21 protein-coding genes and 1 pseudogene are annotated in these 24,595 nt (G+C 70.7%); 11 read left to right on the top strand and 11 right to left on the bottom strand.

From position 1 onward, the window contains the following. Positions 1-71 precede the first annotated feature (71 nt). Positions 72-2,819, bottom strand: coding sequence for a penicillin acylase family protein (locus ACFUNE_RS36815; protein ID WP_383577230.1), 2,748 nt, complete (start codon positions 2,817-2,819; stop codon positions 72-74). A gap of 244 nt (positions 2,820-3,063) precedes the next feature. Here ACFUNE_RS36815 and ACFUNE_RS36810 point away from each other — a divergent pair, with 244 nt between their 5' ends. The 6 genes from ACFUNE_RS36810 to ACFUNE_RS36785 all read left to right on the top strand — a co-directional run bounded on the left by ACFUNE_RS36810 (position 3,064) and on the right by ACFUNE_RS36785 (position 9,287). Continuing rightward, positions 3,064-4,668, top strand: a complete 1,605-nt coding sequence (locus ACFUNE_RS36810) for a potassium/proton antiporter (RefSeq protein ID WP_383577234.1) — start codon at positions 3,064-3,066, stop codon at positions 4,666-4,668. Positions 4,669-5,102: 434 nt separating this feature from the next. Further along, a complete protein-coding gene (locus ACFUNE_RS36805; protein WP_383577228.1) occupies positions 5,103-6,383 on the top strand; it encodes an MFS transporter in 1,281 nt (426 codons plus the stop codon). Positions 6,384-6,449: 66 nt separating this feature from the next. Then, positions 6,450-6,788, top strand: coding sequence for an FmdB family zinc ribbon protein (locus ACFUNE_RS36800; RefSeq protein ID WP_383577226.1), 339 nt, complete (start codon positions 6,450-6,452; stop codon positions 6,786-6,788). A gap of 89 nt (positions 6,789-6,877) precedes the next feature. Next, the gene (locus ACFUNE_RS36795; RefSeq protein ID WP_383577224.1) at positions 6,878-7,726 is read left to right on the top strand and encodes an S-methyl-5'-thioadenosine phosphorylase; all 849 of its coding nucleotides are present in this window, start codon (positions 6,878-6,880) and stop codon (positions 7,724-7,726) included. Between the two features lie 419 nt (positions 7,727-8,145). Next, a complete protein-coding gene (locus ACFUNE_RS36790; protein WP_383577222.1) occupies positions 8,146-8,706 on the top strand; it encodes an RcpC/CpaB family pilus assembly protein in 561 nt (186 codons plus the stop codon). A 119-nt stretch (positions 8,707-8,825) separates the two neighbouring features. Next, entirely contained in the window at positions 8,826-9,287 is a 462-nt protein-coding gene (locus tag ACFUNE_RS36785; protein WP_383577220.1) for an MscL family protein, read from the top strand. Between the two features lie 29 nt (positions 9,288-9,316). Here ACFUNE_RS36785 and ACFUNE_RS36780 read toward each other — a convergent pair whose 3' ends face one another. The 6 genes from ACFUNE_RS36780 to ACFUNE_RS36755 are packed head-to-tail and all read right to left on the bottom strand — an operon-like array spanning position 9,317 to position 14,861. Next, positions 9,317-9,550 carry a hypothetical protein gene (locus ACFUNE_RS36780; protein ID WP_383577218.1) on the bottom strand — a complete coding sequence of 78 codons (234 nt, stop codon included), beginning with the start codon at positions 9,548-9,550 and terminating at the stop codon, positions 9,317-9,319. A gap of 21 nt (positions 9,551-9,571) precedes the next feature. After that, positions 9,572-9,976, bottom strand: coding sequence for a hypothetical protein (locus tag ACFUNE_RS36775; protein WP_383577216.1), 405 nt, complete (start codon positions 9,974-9,976; stop codon positions 9,572-9,574). Next, entirely contained in the window at positions 9,973-10,773 is an 801-nt protein-coding gene (locus ACFUNE_RS36770; RefSeq protein ID WP_383577214.1) for a ubiquinol-cytochrome c reductase iron-sulfur subunit, read from the bottom strand. The genes ACFUNE_RS36775 and ACFUNE_RS36770 overlap by 4 nt, the downstream gene beginning before the upstream one ends. Beyond that, on the bottom strand, positions 10,770-11,372 hold the full coding sequence (locus tag ACFUNE_RS36765) for a 4Fe-4S dicluster domain-containing protein (protein WP_383577212.1): 603 nt from the start codon (positions 11,370-11,372) through the stop codon (positions 10,770-10,772). Before ACFUNE_RS36765 ends, ACFUNE_RS36770 begins: the two co-directional genes overlap by 4 nt. A gap of 7 nt (positions 11,373-11,379) precedes the next feature. Then, a complete protein-coding gene (locus ACFUNE_RS36760) occupies positions 11,380-13,704 on the bottom strand; it encodes a molybdopterin oxidoreductase family protein (protein WP_383577210.1) in 2,325 nt (774 codons plus the stop codon). Then, positions 13,701-14,861, bottom strand: coding sequence for an MFS transporter (locus tag ACFUNE_RS36755; RefSeq protein WP_383577208.1), 1,161 nt, complete (start codon positions 14,859-14,861; stop codon positions 13,701-13,703). The genes ACFUNE_RS36760 and ACFUNE_RS36755 overlap by 4 nt, the downstream gene beginning before the upstream one ends. A gap of 173 nt (positions 14,862-15,034) precedes the next feature. Between ACFUNE_RS36755 and ACFUNE_RS36750 the strand changes: the two genes are divergently transcribed. Beyond that, on the top strand, positions 15,035-16,126 hold the full coding sequence (locus ACFUNE_RS36750; RefSeq protein ID WP_383577206.1) for a P1 family peptidase: 1,092 nt from the start codon (positions 15,035-15,037) through the stop codon (positions 16,124-16,126). A gap of 154 nt (positions 16,127-16,280) precedes the next feature. After that, a complete protein-coding gene (locus tag ACFUNE_RS36745; protein ID WP_383577204.1) occupies positions 16,281-17,027 on the top strand; it encodes a DUF6227 family protein in 747 nt (248 codons plus the stop codon). A gap of 14 nt (positions 17,028-17,041) precedes the next feature. Here the strand turns inward: ACFUNE_RS36745 and ACFUNE_RS36740 are convergent, their stop codons facing one another. Next, positions 17,042-18,613, bottom strand: coding sequence for an MFS transporter (locus tag ACFUNE_RS36740; RefSeq protein ID WP_383577202.1), 1,572 nt, complete (start codon positions 18,611-18,613; stop codon positions 17,042-17,044). Positions 18,614-18,674: 61 nt separating this feature from the next. On the opposite strand from ACFUNE_RS36740, the gene ACFUNE_RS36735 reads away from it, so the two are divergent. Continuing rightward, positions 18,675-19,664, top strand: a complete 990-nt coding sequence (locus ACFUNE_RS36735) for a helix-turn-helix transcriptional regulator (RefSeq protein WP_383577200.1) — start codon at positions 18,675-18,677, stop codon at positions 19,662-19,664. Between the two features lie 115 nt (positions 19,665-19,779). Here ACFUNE_RS36735 and ACFUNE_RS36730 read toward each other — a convergent pair whose 3' ends face one another. Next, complete coding sequence (locus tag ACFUNE_RS36730; protein ID WP_383577198.1) at positions 19,780-20,781, bottom strand: sigma-70 family RNA polymerase sigma factor; 1,002 nt, start codon at positions 20,779-20,781, stop codon at positions 19,780-19,782. A 147-nt stretch (positions 20,782-20,928) separates the two neighbouring features. On the opposite strand from ACFUNE_RS36730, the pseudogene ACFUNE_RS36725 reads away from it, so the two are divergent. Next, positions 20,929-21,510 (top strand): annotated as a pseudogene (locus ACFUNE_RS36725) (GNAT family N-acetyltransferase). Here the strand turns inward: ACFUNE_RS36725 and ACFUNE_RS36720 are convergent. Further along, complete coding sequence (locus ACFUNE_RS36720) at positions 21,458-22,240, bottom strand: dioxygenase (protein WP_383577197.1); 783 nt, start codon at positions 22,238-22,240, stop codon at positions 21,458-21,460. The pseudogene ACFUNE_RS36725 and the gene ACFUNE_RS36720 sit on opposite strands and share 53 nt — an antisense overlap. A 182-nt stretch (positions 22,241-22,422) precedes the next feature. Here ACFUNE_RS36720 and ACFUNE_RS36715 point away from each other — a divergent pair, with 182 nt between their 5' ends. Continuing rightward, positions 22,423-22,935 carry a MarR family winged helix-turn-helix transcriptional regulator gene (locus ACFUNE_RS36715; RefSeq protein ID WP_383577195.1) on the top strand — a complete coding sequence of 171 codons (513 nt, stop codon included), beginning with the start codon at positions 22,423-22,425 and terminating at the stop codon, positions 22,933-22,935. An 86-nt stretch (positions 22,936-23,021) separates the two neighbouring features. On the opposite strand, the gene ACFUNE_RS36710 is transcribed toward ACFUNE_RS36715, so the two are convergent. Further along, positions 23,022-24,542, bottom strand: coding sequence for an MFS transporter (locus ACFUNE_RS36710; protein ID WP_383577193.1), 1,521 nt, complete (start codon positions 24,540-24,542; stop codon positions 23,022-23,024). Positions 24,543-24,595 lie beyond the last annotated feature (53 nt).

Raw genomic sequence — 24,595 nt, 5'->3', positions numbered from 1 at the left:
CGCCCACCCCTGCGCGGGGGTGGGCGGCCCGTCGCCGCCCGCTGGAACCGTCGAATCCCGCTCGGGCAGTACTACTGGGGTTTCTTGAGCGTGAGGGCGTCGACCGTGGACTCGCCCACCGCGTCCGCCCCGTAGGACCAGTCGAGCAGTTCGCCGTCGACCCACTTGTCGGTCTGGTCGGTGTAGTGCGCGCTGAACGCGTGTCCCGACGCACCGGTGAGGTTGATCCACCGGGACTTGTCCCAGTCGCCGACGTTGACGACCATCCGCATCGACGGGACCCAGATGACCTCGTAGCCGCCCGCCGCGTTCCAGCCCGTCGCGTCGACCGCGGCTTCGCCGCCGCCGAGGTCCCAGGGTCCGCGGTTGAGGGCCCGCTGCAGAAGATCGGGGCCTTCGGTGCCGAGCGTCTGGTTGCGCAGGGTCAGCTGGTGCAGCCGGCCCCAGCTCCAGGTGCTCATGTCCTTGCCGAGCTCGGCGGTCAGCTCCCAGCGCGCGTCCTCCATGGCGCGGGCGAAGAGCTCGTCGCGGCTGTCGATGGCCTCTTCGCGCCCCTTGGCCGGGACCTTCCACCACTCGTTGTCCTGGTCGTCCAGGATGCTCTCGACCACCTCGTACCAGCGGTCACCGCCGTCCGGCTGCGCCGCGTCCGGGGCGCGCTGACCGCATTCGCGTACGAGCTTGTCCTGCTCGTCCACCGGCCCGGCACCGGCGGCCGGCTCCACGTAGACGCAGTCGCCCTTGGCCCGCATCTCCTTGGGGAGCTTGTTGCCGAAGGCCAGCAGGAGGATGTTGCGCCACACGCCGTTGAAGTACGCGGCGGCGGCGGAATCGGGCTCCTGGGTGTAGTCCCAGCCCTCGAGCAGCTTCTGGGCCTCGCGGACGTTCTTGTCGGAGACGGCGATGTTCTTGAGCTTCGGCACCAGCTTCGCGGCGATCGCGCTCTGGTTGTCCATCTGCATCGTCTGCATGTCGTCGGTGGAGATCTTCTCGCCGCCGTCGATCTTCTTCTGGATCAGGTCGTTGATCCGCTGACTGCGCGTCCCGTAGCCCCAGTCCTTGGTCAGCATGTGGTCGTAACCCTCACCGATGACCGCCTGGTTGGCGGTGACGATGTAGCCACGGTCCGGGTTGTACTCGTACGGCAGCTCGTCGAACGGGATGGGGTCCTTCTCCCAGCCGTACTTCGCGTTCCAGCCGGGGCTGGGCAGCGTGCCGTCACCCTGCGTGCGGACCGGGATCCTGCCGGGCGCCTGGTAGCCGATGTTGCCCTTGGTGTCCGCGTAGATGAGGTTCTGCGAGGGCACCTCGAAGTGCGCGGCGGCCTTGCGGAAGGTCGTGAAGTCCTTGGCCCGGTTGAGCTCGAAGACCGCGTCCATGGACTTGCCGGGGTCCAGCGCCGTCCACTTCAGGGAGACCGCGTAACCGTCACCGCGGTCGGGCGCGGAGTTGGTGACGGGGGCCTTCTTGCCGACCTTCTCCAACTCGCCGCTGCGGTCGGAGACCAGAGGACCGTTGTTGGTCTCCCGGACGGTGATCTTCCTGCTCCTGCCACCGGCGACCTTGATGGTCTCCTCGCGGCTGACGAAGGGCTCGGTCTTGCCGTCGTACTGGTAGCCGTCGCCGGAGACCTTCTCCAGGAAGAGGTCGGTGACGTCGGCTCCGAGGTTCGTGAAGCCCCAGGCGATGTCCTGGTTGTGGCCGATGACCACACCGGGCATCCCGGAGAACGTGTAGCCGGCCGTGTCGTACTGGCAGGACGCCGAGACCTGACGGCAGTGCAGCCCCATCTGGTACCAGAGCGAGGGGAGCTGGGGCGCCAGGTGCGGGTCGTTGGCGAGCAGCGGTTTGCCGGTCGTCGTGTTCTCGCCGGCGACGACCCAGGAGTTCGACCCGATGCCGTTGCCGTTGGGCCCGAGCAGCGCCGGGATCTTGTCGAGGGTGTCGGAGAGCGCGGACAGCTGTGTGTTCACGCCCTGGGTCGCGCCCTCGGGGGTCTCCGCACCGATGCTGTCCGACGGTTCCGCGTCCGGGTCGAACTTGCCGGTGACCGGGGAGACCGCGCCCTGGTCGACGATCGGCTTGTTCTTGTCGAACGGGTAGTCCGGGTAGAGGTCCTCGATCTGCTTCGAGCTGAGCCTGCTGGTCATCAGCGAGCGGTCGATCTCGTCCTGCATGTTGCCGCGCAGGTCCCAGGCCATCGCCTTGAGCCAGGCGACCGAGTCGACCGGGGTCCACTCGGTGGGCTTGTAGTCGTTGGTCAGACCGAGCGCCGCGTACTCGACGGAGATGTCCTTGCCGTCCTTGCCGTCCAGATACGCGTTCACCCCCTCCGCGTAAGCCTGGAGGTTCTTCTTCGTGTCCTCGTCCAGGACGGTGTCGTACTCCTCCTGAGCCACCTTGCGCCAGCCGAGCGTGCGCAGGAAGGAGTCGGTCTCGACCTGGCCGGAGCCGAACATCTCGGAGAGACGTCCCGACGTCATGTGACGGCGTACGTCCATCTCCCAGAAGCGGTCCTGGGCCTGGACGAAGCCCTGGGCACGGAAGAGGTCGCTGTCGGTGTCCGCGTAGATCTGCGGGATCCCGTAGCTGTCACGTTTGACGTCGACGTCGCCGGAGAGACCCTTGAGCTCGATCGATCCGGTGGTCTGCGGGTACGAGGCCCGGACCGTGGAGACGGACCAGTACGCGCCGTACCCGACACCCGCGACAAGCGCCAGCACCAGGACGATCACGAACAGGCGGGCGCGTCGCCCCTTCTTCCTGCCGGACTTCTTCGCATCGGAAGACCCGGAAGGGGCGGTTGTGTTGGCGGGCATCGCTGTCCTTCGAGGGGCAGGGTGGTCCTGGGAGTGCAGGAGCAACCATAGGCGCCCCGCCGAAGCCACTCGGACGCGGTATGGGGATGCATCCATTTGCGCCCTGGTTCGCACGAACAGTCGAAGGCGTCAAGAAAGCGTTAAAGATTAGGTAAGGTAACGAAGTACTGGCCGCCGGAGGCCGATCCGGAAGGCGTACGCAGGGAAGGAACGGACCCTGACTGTCCACGCGCTCAACGAACTTCTGCTCATCTGCTCTGTCGTCCTGCTGGTCGCCGTCGCGGCCGTACGCATCTCGTCACGCAGCGGGCTCCCCAGCCTGCTCCTGTACCTCGGCATCGGGATCGCCATGGGGCAGGACGGCATCTTCGACGTCAAGTTCGACAACGCCGAGCTGACCCAGGTGATCGGCTACGCCGCCCTGGTCGTCATCCTGGCCGAGGGCGGTCTGGGCACGAAGTGGAAAGAAGTGAAACCCGCCCTGCCGGCGGCGGCCGTCCTGTCGACCGTCGGTGTGGGCATCAGCGTGGGCGTCACCGCGAGCGCGGCGCACTATCTCGTCGGCCTCGACTGGCGGCAGGCCCTGATCATCGGCGCCGTCGTGTCGTCCACCGACGCCGCGGCCGTCTTCTCGGTCCTGCGCAAGGTCCCCCTCCCCTCCCGGATCACCGGTGTCCTGGAGGCCGAATCCGGCTTCAACGACGCCCCCGTGGTCATCCTGGTGGTGGCGTTCTCCGCCGTCGGCCCCGTGGAGCACTGGTACTTCCTGGTCGGTGAGATAGCCCTGGAGCTGGCCATCGGCGCGGCGATCGGCCTCGCGGTGGGCTGGCTCGGGTCCTTCGGGCTGCGTCACGTGGCACTGCCCGCGTCCGGGCTCTACCCGATCGCCGTGATGGCCATCGCCGTGTCCGCCTACGCCGCGGGCGCCATGGCCCACGGCAGCGGCTTCCTGGCCGTCTACCTGGCCGCGATGGTCCTCGGCAACTCCAAGCTTCCGCACTGGCCGGCCACCCGGGGGTTCGCGGACGGGCTCGGCTGGCTGGCGCAGATCGGCATGTTCGTCCTGCTCGGCCTGCTGGTCACTCCGCACGACCTGATCGCCGACTTCTGGCCCGCCGTGGTCGTGGGCCTGGTGCTGACCGCCGTCGCACGGCCGTTGTCGGTCTTCATCAGCCTCGCGCCGTTCCGGCTGCCGCACCGCGAGAAGGCCCTGATGTCCTGGGCCGGGCTGCGCGGCGCGGTGCCCATCATCCTGGCGACCATTCCGATGGTGTCCGGGATCGAGGGCAGCACTCGGGTCTTCAACATCGTCTTCGTGCTCGTCATCGTCTACACGCTGATCCAGGGGCCGACACTGCCCTGGCTGGCCAAGGCCCTGAAGATCAGCGACGACCCGTCCGAGACCGCGGACCTCGGGATCGAGTCGGCCCCCCTGGAACGGCTGCGCGGCCACCTGCTCTCCGTGGAGGTCCCCGGCAGGTCCAAGATGCACGGCGTGGAGGTCGGGGAACTGCGACTGCCCGCCGGCGCCGCCGTCACCCTCGTCGTACGGGACGACAAGAGCTTCGTGCCCGCACCCTCGACCGTGCTGCGCCGCGGGGACGAACTGCTGGTCGTCGCGACCGATCCGGTCCGCGACGCGACGGAGGCACGGCTGCGCGCGGTCGGCGAAGGCGGCAAGCTGGCCGGCTGGCTCGGGACGGGCGGTGCGGGCGGTGCGGGCGGTGCGGGCCGGAAGGACAGCGGCTCCGCGGAGACGCCGCACCTCGCGAGGCTCGCCAAGAAGTTGGGCAAGAGCGGCGAGGACCGCCCGGGAGACCGGGCGGGCGACAGGCGAGCCCGCCACTGACCTGGTCGGCAGAGCGAGCCCGCCCCTGTCCCGGTCAGCAGGGCGAGCCCGCCACTGACCGGGACGTCGGGCGGGCCACGCGCTGCCCCGGGGCGAAGAAAGGGCCCACCACTGCCCGCGGCGGCAGAGGGGTGTGACCGCGACGGAAGGGTGTGACCGCGCACAATCGCAGGCCTGCCGGTGTCAGGGCCTGTAACATGAAGGACCGGATCTCTTGATCCACACGATGTGAACCCTGATCGACCAACTCTGTCTGATGCAGAGCTGGCGCGACCGTATGGCGGTCGTGGCGTCCTTTCGCCTGTGGAGCGAGCGCCCGGCATCTACCGCAGTCCCGCGCGAAGAGGACAGCTCTCGGCAGCTCCCGCACGCCCCGACACCCCGGTGCCGGCGCCCGGGGAGCACGGCCACCAGGCGGCAGAAAGGCATGGACCGTGGCGTCCACGGTCTCCGACCGCCCCGGTTACGGGCAGTTGCTGCGCACCCCGGGTGCGTGGACCTTCCTCCTCCCGGGCTTCGCCGCCCGGCAGCCCTTCGCGATGCTGACCATCGGCATCGTGCTCCTGGTCCAGCACACCACCGGCTCGTACGGCAGTGCCGGCGCCGTGGCAGCCGCCTCCGGCGTCTCCATGGCCCTGTTCGCGCCGCAGACCGGCAGGCTCGCCGACCGGTTCGGCCAGCGAGCCGTCCTCCTGCCCGGCGTCCTGGTGCACGCCGCGTCCGTCGGCGCCCTCACGGCGCTCGCCCTGGCGGACGCACCCCTGTGGGTGCTGTTCCTGGCGGCGGTGCCCACCGGTGCTTCCATTCCGCAGATCGGCCCGATGGTGCGGGCCCGCTGGGCAGCCAGGCTCGGCGCCGCCCCGGGGCGGCCCGCTTCACCCCTGATGACGACGGCCGCCGCCTTCGAGTCCGTGACGGACGAGTTCACCTTCGTCGTCGGCCCCGTGCTCGCGACGGCGCTGTGCACCGGCGTGCACCCGGCGGCCGGACTGGTCGCCGAGGCGGCACTGACACTGGTGGGCGGCGTCCTGTTCGCGGCCCAGCGCTCCACCCAGCCGGCCCCCCGGGGCGCCGCCACGGAGGCCGAGCCGCACCGCTCGGCACTCTCCGTACCCGGCGTGCGGGTGCTGGCGATCACCTTCCTGGGCATCGGCGCCGTCTTCGGCGGCATGCAGGTCTCCCTCACGGCGTTCTCCGAGGAGATCGGCCGGCCCGGCGTCAACGGGCTGCTGTACGGGATCTTCGCGGCCGGCAACATGCTGGCCGGCATCGCCTGCGGCGCCATCGCCTGGAAGAGCAGCCCGCGTCGCCGGCTGATCATCGGCTACGTGGCCCTGACGCTGACCGCGTCCGGGCTGTGGGCCGTGCACTCGGTACCGCTGCTGGCGGGCCTGGGGCTGCTGGTCGGGCTGTGCATCGCTCCCGCGCTGATCAGCGGCTACACCCTGGTCGACGCGCTGGTCCCGGCGTCCGCCAGGACCGAGGCCTTCACCTGGCTGACGGGTGCGGTGGCGCTCGGCCAGGCGGCGGCCGTCACGGTGGCCGGACAGCTCGCGGACTCGCATGGTGCGAGCACCGGTTTCGTGGTCCCGCTGGCCGGTACGGCGCTGGCCCTGGCGACCCTGCTGGCCCTGCGTTCACGGCTGACACCGAGGCCCGCCGGGCGGACCGTGGCACGTGGGATCGGTCACCGCGAGCCGGTCACGGTGGACTGATCGCTCGGAATACGTCAGTATGGATCGTCGTTAGCACTCACTGAGTGAGAGTGCCAGGAGGAGCAAGTGCCGACTTACCAGTACCAGTGCACCGAGTGCGGCGAGGGCCTCGAAGCGGTGCAGAAGTTCACCGATGATGCCCTGACCGTGTGCCCGAACTGCGAGGGACGCCTCAAGAAGGTGTTCTCGGCCGTCGGCATCGTCTTCAAGGGATCCGGTTTCTACCGGAACGACAGCCGCGGCTCCTCGTCGAGCAGCACGCCGGCCACGTCGACCACCAAGGCGTCGGACTCGTCCGCCGGTTCCTCCGCCTCGAAGCCGGAGTCGAAGCCTGCCGCTTCGGCGTCGTCCTCGACCTCCTCGTCGGCTTCTTCCGCGTCGTCGAGCGGTACGTCGGCCGCCTGAGGCCTCTCGCGTACCCCATACGTTTCACCGGGACCCCGCTGATCCACTCGGCGGGGTCCCGGTCGTGCGCGCCCGGTTAGTGTGACCGCATGGTGAACGCAGAAACGGGTACAGCGGAAATCGGTGTCATCGGCGGATCGGGCTTCTACTCCTTCCTGGAGGACGTGACCGAGATCCAGGTGGACACCCCGTACGGGGCGCCGAGCGACTCCGTCTTCCTCGGCGAGCTCGCGGGCCGCCGGGTCGCCTTCCTCCCGCGCCACGGCCGAGGCCACCACCTCCCGCCGCACCGGATCAACTACCGCGCCAACCTCTGGGCCCTGCGCTCCGTCGGCGTACGCCAGGTCCTCGGCCCGTGCGCCGTCGGCGGCCTGCGCCCCGAGTACGGCCCGGGCACCCTGCTCGTGCCGGACCAGATGGTCGACCGGACCAAGGCACGCACGCAGACCTTCTACGACGGTGAGCAGCGGGCCGACGGGACCCAGCCGAACGTCGTGCACCTCGGCTTCGCCGATCCGTACTGCCCCGAGGGCCGCAAGGCCGCCCTCGCCGCGGCACGCGGACGCGACTGGGAAGCGGTGGACGGCGGAACCCTGGTCGTCGTCGAGGGCCCGCGCTTCTCGACCCGCGCGGAGTCGCGCTGGCACGCGGCGATGGGCTGGTCGGTCGTCGGGATGACGGGGCACCCGGAAGCGGTGCTCGCCCGTGAACTGGAGCTCTGCTACACGACGCTGACCTTGGTGACGGACCTCGACGCGGGGGCCGAGGCCGGCGAGGGCGTCAGCCACGCGGAGGTCCTGGAGGTGTTCGCGGCCAACGTGGACCGGCTGAGGTCGGTGCTGTTCGACGCGGTGGCGGCGCTGCCCGAGAACAAGGGCCGTGACTGCGTCTGCGCACACGCGCTGGACGGCATCGACCCGGGCATCGAGCTGCCGTAGCCGCGGCGGCACCGTGCTGCGGGCCATTGATCGGGCGGGCGGGGCGGGGCCGGTGGATGACGCCGACTGTCGGCCGGGTCCGGCTGTCGGGCGGGTCCGGCTGTCGGACGGGTCCGGCTGTCGGACGGGTCCGGCTGTCGGACGGCCGGACCCGCCCGGGGCCGACTGCCGTCGTGGGCCGGCGGGACGGGCTGCCGTCGTGAGCCCGGTGGGACGGAGTCTCGGCGTGGGCTCTCGCCGCGCTTACGGGTGACCGGGTTGTCCACATCGTGCGGACTGTCCACAGGGCCGAGCGGGATCGCCACGGACGGTGGATCGTGAGGGGAGTTCGTCGGGGCATCACCCCGCCGGGCTCCCCTCACGCGTTCCCTCGCCCGGAGGTCCTTCGCGGATCTCCTTCACGCCAGGTGGTGTTGGCCATGTTCCCTTCGGCGCCCGATACACGTCCCGCGCCTCCCGCACCGCGCGGGGTCCCGGCTTTCGGGCCCCTACGAGTCCGAGGCGGCGGCGGGCGGCGACTCAGGCGGCTGCTGCGCGGACAGCGCCGGGCGCTGGCCGCGGGCTTCGCGCTGACCTCCGCCGTGCTCGCCGCTTCGGGGCTCGGCGCCGAGAAGGGTGCGGTCGCCGACCACGGGGGCGCGCCGCCGGGCCCCGAGCGGCGGGCTGTGCGGCTGGTCTCCGCTCCCGTACGGATCGCCGACGCGGCCACGGTCGGGCTGCTGCGGCCGGGTGACCGCGTCGACGTGATCGCCTCGGTCGACGGGGAGTCCGAGGCCAGAGTGGTGGCGCGCGACGTACGGGTGGCAGACGTCCCGGTCGCCCCGGGCACCGGAGACGGATCGGCCCCGGGGTCCGACGGCGGAGCGATGCCGGGAAGCGGGGCCTTGGTGGTCCTGTCGGTGGAGCGGGACACGGCGGCGGCCCTGGCCGGCGCCGGCGCCTCGGGGCGGCTCGCGGTGGCGGTGTCCCATGCCGAATAGAACGGGTGTAGCGGCAACTCACCCTTCGGGCGTACGGGATTGGACAGTACGGGCGTCTGCTGCCTTATGTGGCGGGGCGGTTCGCCCCCCTGACGGCACGCGCGGAGAGAGGCCCACCTGTGAGCGAGAAGAAAGTCAGCCTGTTGGAGGGGTTCAAAGCCTTTCTGACGCGCGGCAATGTGATCGACCTCGCGGTGGCCGTCGTCATCGGCGCCGCCTTCACGAACGTGGTGAACGCGGTCGTGAAGGGAATCATCAATCCGGTGGTGGGCGCCTTCGGCACCCAGGACCTGGAGAAGTACAGGTCCTGCCTCCGAGGCCCCTGCGTGGTGGACCCGGGCACCGGCAGGACGGACGGCATCGAGATCCTGTGGGGCTCGGTGCTCAGTGCCGCCCTCAGCTTCCTGATCACAGGCGCCGTCGTCTACTTCCTGATGGTGCTGCCCATGGCGAAGTACCTCGCCCGGCGCGCGGCCGCCCAGGCGGCGAAGGAGGGCGTGCGGGAGACGCTGGAGGTGAGCGAGCTGGAGGTGCTGAAGGAGATCCGGGACGCGCTGGCAGCCAGGAGCGGCCCGGTGTAGCCGGCCGGAGGCGCCGCCGGCCGCGGCGGTCAGATGTGGTGGGGCGGCTTCTCGTCGAGGAAACGCGACAGGTCGGCCGCGCTGCCGCCCGGAGCCCGCTCGCCCCATCCCTGGTCCGTGTCGTCCGAGGACTGCCGGTCCAGCGGATCGTCGAAGATCAGAGCCGGCGGCTTGGGCCTGGACTCCGACCGAGGCTGCTCCGGCCGCGACTGCTGCTGCGGCGGTTTCGACTCTCGCGGTCCGGGGGCGGGGGCGGTACTCATACGTCCAGGGTACGGCCGAGCTCAGCGATCCTTCGGATCGAGCAGCCACAGCCCCAGCACTACGAGGAACGAGAGACAGAGGAAACCAGCACCCCACCAGGCCGTGCCCGTGTCGCCCTCCATCCACACGTTGACGACCTCCGTCAGTGCCCACAGCTGTCCGACGACGACGCTCAGCGCCAGCACCAGGCGGGCCGTCAGCTTCGCGGAACGCTCGGGTTCCTGCTCGGAGCCCGCCCCGGGGCCCGGACCGGTGTGGCGTACCCGCGGATCGGCGTAGCCACTGGTCGGCCGGATCTGGGGATAGCGCTCGTGGACGGGACGGTTCAGCTCGGCACGCGCGCTGCCCGGGTGGTACTCGGGATACGCCGATCCGGTGGGGTTGGGGGGCCTCGGCGGCTCGACCGGGTCCAGAGGCTCGGTCATGACCGAGCCCCCGCGCCCGTGGCGCCGGACGACCCCTCCCCGGACGGGGCCTGCCCGGACGGGGCCAGCGCGGGCGAACCCTGCCCGGACGGGGCCTGCCCGGACGGGGCCTGCACGGTCGGGGCCAGCGCGGGCGGGGCCAGCGCGGGCGGGGCTTCCGCTCCTCCTCCGGTGCCGGGGCAGCCGATCCGTTCGGCGAGATCCGGGCGGTCCTCGCCCAGCTGGCGGCACAGCCCTTCCTCGACGCTCTCCCCGGAGCGGGTCGTGCCGACGGCCCAGACGCTGCCGTCCTCCAGCTCGGTCATGGCCACCTTCGGCAGCCCGCGGGGCGGCGGACCGGCCGTGACCTCACCGGTGCGGGCGTCGAAGACGCCCTCGTGGCAGGGGCAGTACAGCTCGCCCTCGGTGCCCCGGTCCTTGCGCCAGAGCACGGCACAGGCCAGGTGGGTGCAGACGGCGGAGTAGCCGACGAGAGTGCCGTCGTCCATCCGCACCGCGACCGCCCGGTCCTCGTCGCCCGGGTAGCGGAAGGCGAGGGACTCTCCGGGCAGCAGCTGTGCGGCGATCCGCTTCGGGGCCGGTGCCTTCCCGTCCTCCGTCTCGCCGTGCCGGTGGAGGATGCCGCCCGCCACGGCCAGGCCGCCCACGGCGAGACCGCCGGACACCGTGGCGACGATCCGGAGGTAGTCGCGCCGGGTGGTCAGGGAATCGGCCGCGATCCTGTCGCGCAGCGCCTCACGGGGGTCGCTGCCGGAGCCGTGGTCGGGGCCCGGCTGCTGCTGTTCGGTGACGCTCATCGGCGGACGTCCTTCCCGTTGATCTCGACGACGGGAAGTCCGCCGGGGACCGGCCACTGGACGCGCTCCGCGGGCACGACCATGGCCACGCCCGTGCGGACCTCGCTCTCGCCGAAGACGAAGGTGTCGGCGACCTGCACACCGGGGCGCTCCGCCTGGAGCTCCTCGACGGTGCCGTAGTAGAGCGCGCCCGTGGGGCAGACGGTGGCGCACATGGGGGCGAGCCCGTAGGCGGTCCGGTCGTAGCAGAGGTTGCACTTCATCTGCAGCTTCGCCTGGAGGTCGATCTTCGGGACGCCGAAGGGGCAGGCGTTGACGCAGTTGGCGCAGCCGATGCAGCGGGTGGTGTCGGCCTGCTGCACGACGCCGTCGGCGGTGATCAGGATCGCGTCGGCCGGGCAGACCTCGGCGCAGGGGGCCACCGGGTCCTCGCAGTGCATGCAGACCGTGGGAAGGGAGGCGACGGAGGAGCCCTCGTCGGTGTAGTCGAGGTGGATCATCGACTTGCCCCGGTGCGAGTCGCACTCCCGGCAGGCGGAGACACAGGCCTGACAGCCGATGCAGCGCCCCGGGTCGATGAACATCGTTCTGCCCATCATCCGGGCATCAGCTCCTTTCCGAGGTGCCGCGGCCCTGCGGGGCCGTGGGAGGCAGCGGGTCGGTGCGGGAGACCTGGGTCTCGGGATAGGCAACGTGGCCGGGGGCGACGGGGGGCGCGGGGACCTCGTCGATCGCTCCGGCGTGCTCGATGCGGCAGGCGCAGACCTTGTACTCGGGAATCTTGGAGCGGGGGTCGAGGGCGTCGATGGTGAGTGCGTTGGCCGCTGTCGGGACGGGCCAGTGGTAGGGGATGAACACCGTGTCGGGCCGGATCGCCTCGGTGACCAGGGCGGGGAAGACCTCGCTGCCGCGCCGGGTGACGACGCGGACGGGCTCACCGTTGCGGAAGCCGTGGGAGGGGTGGACCTCCGCCCAGGGACGCGGGGTCTGCTCGACCAGGGCGCCCAGCCGGCGGGTCTGGTTGCCCGAGAGGAAGTGGGCGACGGTGCGTCCGGTGGTCAGCGTCATGGGGTGCTCGTCGTCGTACGGGTCCGCCGGCGGATGCCACTCGACGACCTGCATGTGGATCCTGCCGTCGGCGTGGTAGGTCGTGCCGTCCTCGAACAGCCGGGGGGTGCCGGGGTGGTCGGTCGAGGGACAGGGCCAGGCGATCCCGCCGGTCTCCTCGAGCCGCTCGTAGGTGATGCCGGAGTAGTCGATGATGGTGCCGGCGGATGCCCTGCGCAGCTCGTCGAAGACCTCCCGGGAGCTGTCGAAGGCGAATTTGTCCCCGGCTCCGAGGCGACGGGCCAGCTCGCACATCACCCAGGTGTCGGTCCGCACGCCGGCCGGTGGTTCCTGCGCCTTGTTGTGCTTGACGACGCGCGCCTCGGCGTTGGCCATCACCCCTTCGTCCTCGGCCCAGATGGTGACGGGGAAGACGACGTGCGCGTTGGCCGCGGTCTCGGAGAGGAAGAAGTCGAACTGGGCGTGGAATTCGGTGGTGTCGTACCCCTCCTTGACCACGGCGTAGTTGGGGAGCGAGACGAAGGGGTTGTTGCAGATGCCGATCAGGCCGCGGATCTCACGGCGCTGCATCTGCCAGACCATCTCCATCATCGAGGTCCCGGCGGCGGGGAGTTCGGACTCGTCGATGCCCCAGATCTCGCAGATCTGCCGGCGGTGCTCCTCGTTGAGGATGGAACGCCCGCCGGGGAGGAGGTCGGCCTTCTGGCCGTGCTCGCGGCCTCCCTGGCCGTTCCCCTGCCCGGTGAGGGTGCCGTAGCCCGCTCCGGGCTTGCCGATGTGCCCGGTGGCGGCGCAGAGGTTGATCACGCTGAGGCAGTTCTCGACGCCCTGCGTGTGGTGTTCGATGCCCCGGGCGTGAAAGGCCATGGCCTTGGGGGCGCGGGCGAAGGCGCGGGCGACCTGGACGACCTGCTCGGCGGGGATCCCGCAGATCTCGGCGGCGCGGGACGGCGGGTACTGGGCGACGTTGGCCTTCACCTCCTCCCATCCGGTGACGTGGTCCGCGAGGTAGGCCTCGTCGGTGAGACCCTCCTCGATCACCACGTTCAGCACGGCGTTGAAGAACGCCGAGTCGGTGCCCGACTTGAGGGCGACGTGGATGTCGGCGGTGCGCGCGACAGCCGTCTCCCGCGGGTCGATCACGATCAGGGTGGCGCCTCGGTCCCGGGCGCCCCAGACGTACTGGGTCAGCACGGGGAAGCACTCCCCGACGTTGGCGCCGGCCAGCAGGAGGCAGTCGGTGAGCAGGATGTCGGAGAAGGGGTTGCCCGCCCGGTCGATGTTGAAGGCGAGCTTGTTGGCGCCGGCTGCGCTGACCATGCAGAGCCGGCCGTTGTAGTCGACGTGCCTGGTCTTCAGCGCCACCCGGGCGAACTTGCCGACCAGGTAGGTCTTCTCGGAGAAGAGGCTCGCCCCGCCGAGTACGCCGAAGGCGTCCTTCCCGTGCTCGTGCTGGATGCGCTCGATCTCGGAGACCGTGAAGTCGAGCGCCTCGTCCCAGGAGACCTCCCGCAGTTCCTCGTCCCGGGAGCGGCGCATGAGGGGGGCGGTCAGCCGGTCGGGATGGTTGACCTGCTGGTAGGCGTTGATCCCCTTGGGGCAGAGCCGCATGCGGTTGATGTCGTGGTTGCGTGGCTCCACGCCGAAGACCTTGCCTCCGCGGTCCACCCGGAGGTACATCCCGCACTGCACCCCGCAGAAGCAGCAGTGCGTGGGGACGAGCGTCTCGCCGTTCTGGTCGGCGTGCCACCGGTCGGCCGGGATGCCGCCCGCGTCCCGGAAGCCGCGGGTGCCCGGCGGGGCCAGGGACGGGTCGAGCGGGAGGACGGTACGGCCGTCGGCTGCGCGTGGATCCGCGGTCACTTGAAGCCCTTCTTGACCTGGGTGAGATAGGCGTTGCCGCGCAGCACGCGCTTGCAGCGCGGGCAGTACTCGGCCCATGCGTCGAAGCCGAGTTCGAGGTCACGCATGGTGCCGCGCAGGTTCTCGACGTACGGGCCGGTGTCGATGGGTTCGCCGCAGCGCCGGCAGGCGAAGACCGTGTCGTCCTGGCGCCCGGTGTACTTGAAGAGCTGCATGCCGACCGCCGCCGGGCGCTGCACGATGTGGAAGAACTTCCCGAACGGGATGTAGATGAGGGTGAAGACCACCGACACCATGTGGAGGATCGCCAGGAACTCGTAGCCTCCGCCGTGCAGGAAGATCGACGAGAAGGTGAGCAGCAGGCCCGTCACGGAGATGATGATCAGTGCGAGCAGCGGCACCATGTCGTAGGCGAACCGCTGTCCCGTGATGGCCCCGCGGTCCTTCATCCGGCGCCAGAGGAAGTACGAGGCGCCGGGGATGACCAGGACCGCGGCGAGGTCCAGGCCGTGGAACATCAGCCAGCCGATGAAGTTCAGCGAGTCGAAGCCGAGGATCTTGATGCCCCAGACGCGCATCTCGTAGCCGGGCCCCGCGCCGCTGCCGGAGGTGAAGGTGAACCATCCCCAGATCAGCGGGAAGGTGATGAGCGCGGCGAGGATGCAGCCCCAGAAGATCAGCTGGTGCGCGATCCAGCGCGCGTGGGAGCGGGCACCGAGGAATTTCTGGAAGCCCAGATAGGTCGCGGCCATCTTCGGCAGGGCGGTGGGGGCCCTGCGGAAGTTCTCGGCCGAGAACAGGCTGCGCCAGCCGTTCCTGAAGAGCCGTCGGGCACCGGGGGCCGAGACCCAGACCGTGTACCGGTAGGCCACGCCGAAGGCCAGGAAGACCGAGGCGACGGCGTACGGGAGCAGTGCCGAGTCGAAGTCGTGCAGCAGGCGGCTGCCGAACACGATCGCGAGGATCAGGAGGCCGGAGACGACGGCGCCGGCCAGGGTCGCCCGGCCGGAGACCGACCGCGGCAGCCGCCGGGCGATCCGGGCGGCCGCGGAGGGCTCCGGTCCGGACGGCCGGACCTCCGTCCCGCCCGACGTGCCGGTGCGGACACCGGAATCGGGCTGCTCGGCGGCGGCGGGCGGTTCTGGCGGCTCGGTCACCCGGCCACCGTAGGGCCGAGATGCACCTTCGGTCCCGTTATCTACGCCGATGGCGTGGCCACGTCGCCCAGGTGGCCCGCGTGCCGACGGGTGTTGCCGAACGCCTTCACTCCCCGGCCGCCGCCTGTACGTTCGCCGGTACACGGCACCACCGCACCCCCGAGGAGCTCCCCATGACCGAGGACCTGCCCGCCCCGGGCCCGCTGGACGCACTGACGGACGTGGCCGGGATCCGCGTCGGACACGCCGGGGTGCCGGGCGAGCGCGCACTGAGCGGGACCACCGTCGTCCTCGCCCCCGAGGGCGGCGCCGTGGCGGCCGTCGACGTGCGCGGGGGCGGGCCGGGCACCAGGGAGACGGACGCGCTCGACCCGCGCAATCTGGTGCAGCGGATCGACGCCGTCGTCCTGACCGGCGGCAGCGCCTACGGGCTCGACGCCGCGTCCGGCGTGATGGCCTGGCTAGAGGAGCAGGGGCGCGGCGTCCGGGTCGGCCCGGACCCCTCCCAGGTGGTGCCCGTGGTGCCCGCGGCCTGCCTCTTCGATCTGGGCCGGGGCGGTGACTGGCGTGCCCGCCCCGACGCGTCGACCGGCCGGGCCGCCGTCGAGGCCGCCGCCGCTTCCGGGCCGGGTGCACGGGTCCCGGAGGGCACGGTGGGCGCCGGTACGGGCGCGGTGGCCGGCGGGCTCAAGGGCGGTGTCGGCACGGCGAGCGTGCGGCTGGCCTCCGGGGCGACGGTCGCCGCGCTGGTCGTCGTCAACGCGGTGGGCTCCGTCATCGACCCGCGGACCGGGGTGCTCTACGGCGAGTACGGCGCGGGAGAGCCCCCCGCGCACCCGGCGCCCACCGTGCACGAGGCCGCGAGCCGCCGGCTGGCGGAGATCCGGAGGGCTCGGGAGGCCGCGGCGAAGAAGGACGGCACCCGAGCGCGGGGAGGCGGCGCCTTCAACACGACGATCGCCGTCGTCGCCACCGACGCCTCCCTCACCCGCGCCCAGGCGCAGAAGCTCGCGGGTACGGCGCACGACGGCCTGGCGCGCGCCGTGCGGCCGGTCCACCTGCTCACCGACGGGGACACCGTCTTCACCCTCTCCACCGACAGGCACCCGTTGCCTCCGGATACCGTCGCCGCGTTCAACGCCGTCCTGGCGGCCGGGGCCGACGTCCTGAGCCGCGCCGTCGTGAAGGCCGCGAGGGCGGCCCGGGGGGTCGACGGCCCCGGAGGCGCGTTCCCCTCGTACAGCGAGCTCTACGGCGCATCCTGAGCCGGCCGGGAACCTCTTGCGTGGGAGCGCGGACAGACCGGGAACTTTCTGCGTGCGCGGTACGTTTTTTGCGAACCCCGGTCACGATGTCAGACCCAGGGACTACGTTATGCACGCATCGGGTAACACGCGGCAACGGCCTGGAGACAGCACCTTGAGCGATCCGTACGAGACAACCGAGCAGCACCTCGAGCGACTCCTGCGATGCGCCCTCAACTCCTTCGATCTGTCCGACACCACGGTCGACCGGCTGGGGACGGCGATGGCGCACAGCAGCGCCCTGCACTCGTCCCACCACAGCGCGGAGCTGCACCGCGAGACCTACCGGCACTCCTACCTGCTCACCGACGGCACCACGCTCACGCTGTGGGAGCTGGTGCACGGCGGCGGCAGGGACGTCCCGGCCCCCCGCCGGCACGAGCTGTACGACGACGAGGCCGACGCCCGGATCGCCGCCGCCCGCCTCGCCGGCAGCTTCTGGGACACCCCCGCCCTCGGTGACGACGGCATGCGGGAGGACCTGGAGGCGCTCACCCTGCTGATGAGCGTCCCCCCGGCCCCCCTGCCCCGCACGTACGCACCGGACAACTCCGCGGACCACGCCCGGCGCGTCCTGCGCCGTGCGGAGAACGGGGACCGGCCGGGCGACGGGACGGCCCGGCTGCTCCGGGCCGCCTTCGCCCACCACATCACCCAGGTCTTCGGCCGGCAGTACCGCGTCGACGGACGGGACGCCGGCTTCACGCTCTACGAGCACGCCTTCCTCCTCCTCGACGGCACCGAGACGAGCCTGTGGGAGGTCGAGCACACGGCCACCCCCGACGGCCGCCACATGTGCGAGGTCTACGACGAGGAGCGGACCGCGCGGCTGGCCATGGAGAACCGCACCCGCATCTGCTGACCCGGCAGGCGGGTTCAGCTCGTCAGCGCGGGCTCCTTCGGGGGTGCGTCGTCCTGAGCCCGCACGGGGGGCGTGTCGTCCTCGCCGCCCTCCAGATGCAGCTGGGGCCTCGCGGGGAGGGCGAACATCACGAGGAAGATCACCGCGAGCACCCCGGCCACCCACCAGAGCGACTGCTGGAACGCGTCCACGAAGGCCGCCCCCATGGCTTCCGGCGGCAGCCGGTCGCTGATCGCGCCGAAGAAGACGACCGAGACGAGGCCGAGCCCCAGCGCCGTACCCATCTGCTGGACGGTGTTGATCAGCCCCGACGCCGAGCCGGAGTGCTCCTTCGGCACCCCGGAGAGCACCGTGTCCGTCAGCGGAGCCACGATCAGCCCCATGCCCACGCCCATGACCACCAGCGGAAGCGCCATCTGCCAGGGGCTGATGTCCAGTCCGTACCGACCGGCCTCCCAGATGTAGAGCAGCAGCCCGGCGATCATCAGCAGCGCGCCCGCCTGCAGCACCTTGCGGCCGAAGCGGGGCACCAGCTTCTGCACGGAGACACCCGCGGCGCACGAGACGGCGATCGAGAACGGGATCCCGGTCGAGCCGGCCCGCAGGGCGCTCCAGCCGAGCCCCATCTGCAGGTAGAGCGTCCACACCAGGAAGAAGATGCCGAGGGCGACGCCGAAGGCCAGCTGCACGGCGGTGCCCGCCGCGAAGCTCTTCACTCGGAACAGCGACAGTTCGATGAGCGGCGAGCCGTCCCGGTTCGCCTTCCAGCGCTCGAACACGACGAGCACCGCGAACACCAGGAGACTCGCGGCCATCGACACATGGCCCCACAGCGGCCAGCCCAGCTCGCGTCCCCGGGTCAGCGGGTAGAGCAGCATGAGGAGGCCGAGGGTCACCAGGGCCACGCCCGTCAGGTCCAGCCTGAGCGCCCTCGGCGCCTTGGACTCGCTGATGTACTTCCACCCGAGCACCAGTCCCGCGATGCCGACCGGCAGGTTGATCAGGAAGATCGGCCGCCACTCCAGACCGAAGAGGTTCCACTCGGTGAGCAGGGCGCCCAGCAGGGGCCCGGACACCGCACCGAGCCCGACGATCGCACCGAAGAGCCCGAAGACCTTGCCGCGCTCGTGCGCCGGGAAGGTGGCGTGCACGATCGACAGCACCTGCGGCACCATCAGCGCGGCCATCGCCCCCTGAAGGATGCGCGAGGCGACCAGCATCTCCGGGTTCACGGCGAAGCCGCAGAGGGCGGAGGCGACCGTGAAGCCTGCGATGCCGATCAGGAAGAGCCGCTTGCGGCCGTAGATGTCACCGAGCCGGCCGCCCGTGATCAGACCCGCCGCGAAGGCGAGCGCGTATCCGGCGGTGATCCACTGGATCGAGGTGAACGAGGCGCCGGTGTCCCGCGTGATGCTCGGAATGGCGATGTTGACGATCGTGACGTCGACCAGGTCCATGAAGGCCGCGGTCATCACGATCGCGAGCGCGAACCAGCGGCGCCGGTCCGCCGGGTCCTGCGGCGTGGCCGGCCCTGTTGACGCCGTGCGGGCGGCTGCCGTGGCCGGCAGAGATTCGGATGAAGTCATGGGAGGAAGCTAGCGGCCCAACAGGTCAGATAATGACCTAATAGACGGGCATCCTGTTCCCATGACCGACACCCCGGCACGACTGCTGAAACTGCTGTCGCTCCTCCAGACTCCGCGCGAGTGGCCGGGCAGCGAGCTCGCCGGCCGGCTCGACGTCACCCCGCGGACCATCCGCCGTGATATCGACCGGCTCCGCGACCTCGGCTATCCGGTCGAGGCGTCGCGCGGTTCCGTCGGCGGCTACCGCCTGGTCGCGGGCTCCGCCATGCCGCCGCTCCTCCTGGACGACGAGGAGGCGGTGGCCATCGCGGTGGGCCTGCGGGCCGGGGCCGGTCACGCCATCGAAGGGGTCGACGAGGCGTCCGTACGGGCCCTGGCCAAGCTGGAGCAGGTGCTTCCGTCGCGGCTGCGGCACCGGGTCTCCTCCCTGCAGAACGCCACCGTGCCTCTCACCCGCGGCGACGGATCGACCATCGACCCCCGGACGCTCACGGCGATCGCCTCGGCGGTCACCGGCCAGGAACGGCTGCGCTTCGCGTACCGCTCGGGGGACGGCACCGCGTCCAGGCGGCAGGCCGAGCCGTACCGGCTGGTGAGTACGGGCAGCCGCTGGTACCTCGTCGCGTACGACCTGGACCGCGAGGACTGGCGCACCTTCCGGGTGGACCGGGTGAGCGAGCCGTTCGCCACCGGCTCCCGCTTCACCCCGCGCGAGCTGCCCACCGGCGGCGGGGACGCGGCCGAGTTCTTCGCCGCGTCGATGTCGCGCACGCAGCCCGAGCTGCACCTCGACGTGACCTTCCGGGCCCCGGCGGGCTTCGTGACGGCCCGGCTGCCCGCGACGCTCGGCGCGGTGGAGCCGACGGGAGAGCGGAGCTGCCGGCTGCGCACGGTCTCGGCGGACTCACTGGAGTGGGTGGCTCTGCGGCTGGCGCTCGTGGACTGCGAGTTCGAGGTGCACGGTCCCGCCCACCTGGTGGAGCACCTCGGCGCCCTGGGCGCCCGCCTGACGCGCGCCGCGTCACCCCGGCCGGCGGTGGGCCGGACATGAATGAGCCCCGGCGCCGGGGGGGGTGGGCGCCGGGACTCAGCTCATGGGACCGGAAGGAGACCGGTCGTCGGGCCGGTTCGAAACCGGCTTGATAGGGAGATTACGGGTTATCGGCTCACGCCGCAGCGTCAAAGCCCGTGTCGTGAGCCATTCGCTTCAATTCGAGCAGTGCGTGCTTCTCGATCTGGCGGATCCGCTCCCGTGTCAGACCATGCTGCTTGCCGACCTCGGTGAGGGTCCGCTCGCGGCCGTCCTCGATCCCGTACCGCATCTTGATGATGGAGGCGGTGCGGTGGTCGAGCTTGCCGATCAGCTCCTCGAGCTCCTCGCTGCGCAGCAGCGTCATCACGGACTGCTCGGGCGAGATGGCGGAGGTGTCCTCCAGGAGGTCCCCGAACTGCGTGTCGCCGTCGTCGTCCACGGACATGTTCAGGCTGACCGGGTCACGGGCCCAGTCCAGGACGTTGCCGACGCGCTCGGCGTTGGAGTCGAGCTCGGCGGCGATCTCCGCGTGCTCGGGGTCGCGCCCGTTCTCGCGGTTGAACTCGCGCTGCACGCGCCGGATCCTGCCGAGCTCCTCCACCAGGTGGACGGGGAGCCGGATCGTGCGGGACTGGTCGGCGATGGAGCGGGTGATGGCCTGCCGGATCCACCACGTGGCGTACGTCGAGAACTTGAAGCCCTTGGCGTAGTCGAACTTCTCGACCGCGCGCACCAGGCCGGCGTTCCCCTCCTGGATCAGGTCGAGCAGGGGCAGGCCCGCCCTCGGGTAGCGCCTGGCCACGGCAACGACGAGCCGGAGGTTGGAGCGGATGAATATGTCCTTGGCGCGCTCGCTCTCGGCGACCAGCGCCTCCAGCTCCTCACGCTTCGCTCCGCCGGCTTCGCTCTCCACCTCGCCCGTGAGGATCTGCTGGGCGAAGACGCCTGCCTCGATCGTCTGTGAGAGCTCGACCTCCTTGGCGGCGTCGAGCAGCGGTGTGCGAGCGATCTCGTCCAGGTACATGCCGACCAGGTCGCGATCGGCGATCTCCCCGCCCACGGCGCGAACACTGCTTGCCCGGTCGGTCCCGCCGGTGCTGGCGGACGAACGACGGGCGACGGCACGGGTTGCCATGCGTGCTCCCTTGCTGAGTAGGTCGCGACACCCTTCCGGGTGCCCTGCATCCGATGGAAACAACGACTGGAATCCGGACAGAATTCCCACGGAGGCCATTCACTTTCGAGATCATGCAGTACCCTGTCGGCCCCACTCCGAGGACACATGGTGCAGATACCCACAGAAGTGCAGGTCAGGCCTGGCGTGGAGGCGGACCTGGAGGCGCTCACGGACATCTACAACCATTACGTCCGCGAGACGGCGCCCACCTTCGACACGGTCGCCTTCACCGCGGACGAGCGCCTGCCGTGATTGCGCTCCCACCCGGAAGACGGCCCCCACCGGCTCCTGGTTGCTCTGGACCCGCGTACCCGGGACGGCGCCTCGCATGTCCTCGGCCATGCCACCAGCAGCCCGTACCGCCCGAAGGCGGCGTACAGCACCTCCGTCGAGGTGAGCGTCCACTGTGCGCCCGGCACCACGGGGCGGGGCGTCGGCACACTCCTCTACGGGGCCCTGTTCGAGGCACTGGCCGGCGAGGACGTCCACCGCGCGTACGCCGCTGTCGCGCAGCCGAACGAGGCGTCGGTCCGGCTGCACGACGCCTTCGGATTCCGGCAGGTCGGGACGTACACGGACGTGGGCCGGAAGTTCGGCCGCTACCGGGACGTGTCCTGGTACGAGAAGCCGCTGCTCAGCCGAACTGCACCGAGCGCTTCGCCAGACCCATCCAGAAGCCGTCGATGACGCTGCGACCCCGGTCGAGGTCACCCTCGGCCGCACCGAGGGTGACGAACAGCGGCGCGAAGTGCTCGGTACGGGGATGGGCGAGGCGGCCCGCCGGCGACGCGTGCTCGAAGTCCAGCAGGGAGTCGACGTCCTGCGCCTGGAGCGCACGGTGCCCCCAGTCGTCGAACTCCGCCGACCAGCCGGGAGTGCCGCCGCCGGCGTGCCGCAGCGCCGCCAGGTTGTGGGTGAAGAAGCCGCTCCCGACGATCAGCACACCCTCGTCGCGCAGCGGGGCGAGCTTGCGCCCGATGGCCATCAGCTTCTGCGGGTCGAGCGTCGGCAGGGAGATCTGGAGGACGGGGATGTCCGCGTCCGGGAACATCTCGACGAGCGGCACGTACGCACCGTGGTCGAGGCCGCGGTCCGGGATGTCCTGCACCGGGGTCCCCGCGCCGCGCAGCAGCTTGCGGACGTCGTCCGCGAGCTTCGGGGCTCCCGGGGCGCCGTACCGCACCGCGTAGTAGTGCTCGGGGAAGCCCCAGAAGTCGTAAACCAGGGGCACGGTCGTGGTGGCACCGAGGGCGAGGGGCGCCTCCTCCCAGTGCGCGGAGACCATCAGGATGGCCTTGGGGCGCGGCAGCCCCTCTGACCAGGCGGCCAGTTCGCCGGGCCAGACCGGGTCGTCGGCGAGCGGCGGGGCCCCGTGGGAAAGATAGAGGGCGGGCATGCGTTCCGCGGCGACTGTCATGACACTCCCATTCCTCTGCCGATCAAGGTATGTGTGTTCTCTACAGGTACCGGGAACAGGCATCTGCGCAGGCACCGGGATTCGGCAGATCGGCTCTTCGGGCGCGAGTTCTTGAATCTTCAAGTTCCAACTACCGGAGACCTTAGCCCTATCTAGTTCAACTTTCAAGAAAAGGTCGTACAGTGGAGTACATGACCACGGCATCCCCCGGCGGGCCCCGGTGGCTCACCGACGAAGAGCAGAGCGTGTGGCGCGCCTACCTCCATGCCACCACGCTCATGGAGGACCACCTCGACCGCCAGTTGCAGCGCGACGCGGGCATGCCGCACATCTACTACGGCCTGCTCGTCCACCTCTCCCGGGCCCCCCGGCGGCAGAAGCGCATGACCGAGCTGGCCAAGGACGCCAAGATCACCCGCTCCCGCCTCTCGCACGCCGTCGCCCGGCTGGAGAAGAACGGCTGGGTGCGCCGCGAGGACTGCCCCTCGGACAAGCGCGGCCAGAACGCCGTCCTGACCGACGAGGGCTACGAAATGCTGGAGCGATCCGCCCCCGGGCACGTGGAGGCCGTCCGTCAGGCGATGTTCGCCCGCCTCAGCCCTCAGCAGGTGCAGAGCCTCGGCGAGATCATGCAGGTCATCGCCGTCGGCCTGCAGCCGGAGGACACCGACGCGGATCTGCCCTGGCTCCGCTGAGCGGAACCAGGGCAGAGAGCACAGGGCCGGAGGCCGTCAGGCGTCACGCCGGGCGGCCGGGCCCCGGCCCGGGCCCGGCGCCACGCTCAGTGAGCGACGACCGGGATCTTGAACTCGTCCTCGATACCCTCCACCGGCTCCCCCGAGCCGTCGACCGCACCGGAGCCCGGGCGGCCGGTGTTGATCAGGGTCACCGCGATCGCCGAGGCGACGACCAGGATGCCGACCGCCCACCAGATCGCCGCGGCGAATCCGCTGACCATGGCCTGCAGCTGGAGCAGCTTCGGATCGCTCGCACCTGCCGCGTGATCGACGACGTAGGCGGTGGTGGCACTGGCGGCGATGGTGTTGAGCAGCGCCGTTCCGATGGCGCCGCCGACCTGCTGCGAGGTGTTCACCATCGCGGAGGCGACACCCGCGTCACGCGGCTCGATGCCGTGCGTGGCCAGGGACATGGCCGGCATGAACGCCGTGCCCATGCCCAGGCCGAGCAGCAGCTGCCCCGGCAGGATGACTGCGGCGTACGAGGTGTTGATGTCCAGCTGGGTCAGCAGCAGCATGCCGACGGCCGCCGTCAGGAAACCGGGGCCCATGAGCAGCCTCGGCGGAACCCGGGTCATCAGCCGGGCGCCGATCTGCGTGGAGCCGGTGATCATGCCCACGATCATCGGCATGAACGCGAAGCCGGTCTTGACCGGGGTGTAGCCCTTGACCACCTGCAGGTAGTAGGTCAGGAAGAGGAACAGCCCGAACATCGCGATGATGGCGAGGCCGAGCGAGAGGTAGACGCCCCCGCGGTTGCGGTCGGTCACGACGCGCAGCGGCAGCAGAGGCGACTTCACACGCGCCTCGGTGAGCACGAACGCCAGCAGCAGCACGGCGGCAGCCACGAACATGCCGATGGTCAGCGAGTCCGACCAGCCGGCCGCCTCGGCGCGGGTGAAGCCGTAGACCAGCGAGACGAGACCCAGCGTGGACAGGACGACGCCGGGGATGTCGAGCGGCGCGCGGTTGCGGCCGCCGGCCGGCTCACGGATGACGAGATAGGCGCCGACGGCGGCGACGATCGCGAACGGGATGTTGACGAAGAAGGTCCAGCGCCAGTTCAGGTACTCGGTCAGGAAGCCGCCCAGGATCAGGCCGACCGCGCCACCGCCACCGGCGATGGCCCCGTAGATGCCGAAGGCCTTGGCGCGCTCCTTGGCGTCGGTGAACATCACCGCGAGCAGCGACAGGGCCGCGGGTGCCAGCAGTGCGCCGAAGACACCCTGCAGAGCGCGGGAACCGAACATCATCGCCTCGCCCTGGGCGGCGCCGCCCAGCGCCGAGGCGGCGGCGAAGCCGATCAGGCCCACGACGAAGGTGCGCTTGCGGCCCCAGAGGTCGGCGATGCGTCCGCCGAAGAGCAGGAGCCCGCCGAAGGCGAGGGCGTAGGCCGTGATGACCCACTGCTTGTTGCCGTCGGAGATGCCCAGGTCCGTCTGGGCCGAGGGCAGGGCGATGTTCACGATGGTCGCGTCGAGCACGACCATCAGCTGGGCGAGGGCGATGAAGGCCAGCGCTTTCCAGCGACTGGGATCAGGGAGGGTGCCGGCTGTTTTCGACATGGGAGTAGCCACCTAAGGACACGATGAGTTGCTGGGTCGGCGACCGGGCCGTG

This window comes from Streptomyces sp. NPDC057287 (assembly GCF_042667905.1).
In the GTDB taxonomy this organism is placed as follows: Bacteria; Actinomycetota; Actinomycetes; order Streptomycetales; family Streptomycetaceae; genus Streptomyces.
Note: the sequence above shows the minus strand (reverse complement) of the source record. Positions and strands in the feature narration are given on the sequence as shown.

Excerpts from the sequence above, each read along its gene's own strand:
- ACFUNE_RS36730 (WP_383577198.1), bottom strand. The coding sequence starts at position 20,781 with ATGGCAACCCGTGCCGTCGCCCGTCGTTCGTCCGCCAGCACCGGCGGG.
- ACFUNE_RS36750 (WP_383577206.1), top strand. The coding sequence starts at position 15,035 with ATGACCGAGGACCTGCCCGCCCCGGGCCCGCTGGACGCACTGACGGAC.
- ACFUNE_RS36775 (WP_383577216.1), bottom strand. The coding sequence starts at position 9,976 with ATGACCGAGCCTCTGGACCCGGTCGAGCCGCCGAGGCCCCCCAACCCC.
- ACFUNE_RS36790 (WP_383577222.1), top strand. The coding sequence starts at position 8,146 with ATGTTCCCTTCGGCGCCCGATACACGTCCCGCGCCTCCCGCACCGCGC.
- ACFUNE_RS36710 (WP_383577193.1), bottom strand. The coding sequence starts at position 24,542 with ATGTCGAAAACAGCCGGCACCCTCCCTGATCCCAGTCGCTGGAAAGCG.
- ACFUNE_RS36720 (WP_383577197.1), bottom strand. The coding sequence starts at position 22,240 with ATGACAGTCGCCGCGGAACGCATGCCCGCCCTCTATCTTTCCCACGGG.
- ACFUNE_RS36765 (WP_383577212.1), bottom strand. The coding sequence starts at position 11,372 with ATGATGGGCAGAACGATGTTCATCGACCCGGGGCGCTGCATCGGCTGT.
- ACFUNE_RS36735 (WP_383577200.1), top strand. The coding sequence starts at position 18,675 with ATGACCGACACCCCGGCACGACTGCTGAAACTGCTGTCGCTCCTCCAG.
- ACFUNE_RS36815 (WP_383577230.1), bottom strand. The coding sequence starts at position 2,819 with ATGCCCGCCAACACAACCGCCCCTTCCGGGTCTTCCGATGCGAAGAAG.
- ACFUNE_RS36780 (WP_383577218.1), bottom strand. The coding sequence starts at position 9,550 with ATGAGTACCGCCCCCGCCCCCGGACCGCGAGAGTCGAAACCGCCGCAG.
- ACFUNE_RS36795 (WP_383577224.1), top strand. The coding sequence starts at position 6,878 with ATGGTGAACGCAGAAACGGGTACAGCGGAAATCGGTGTCATCGGCGGA.
- ACFUNE_RS36770 (WP_383577214.1), bottom strand. The coding sequence starts at position 10,773 with ATGAGCGTCACCGAACAGCAGCAGCCGGGCCCCGACCACGGCTCCGGC.
- ACFUNE_RS36740 (WP_383577202.1), bottom strand. The coding sequence starts at position 18,613 with ATGACTTCATCCGAATCTCTGCCGGCCACGGCAGCCGCCCGCACGGCG.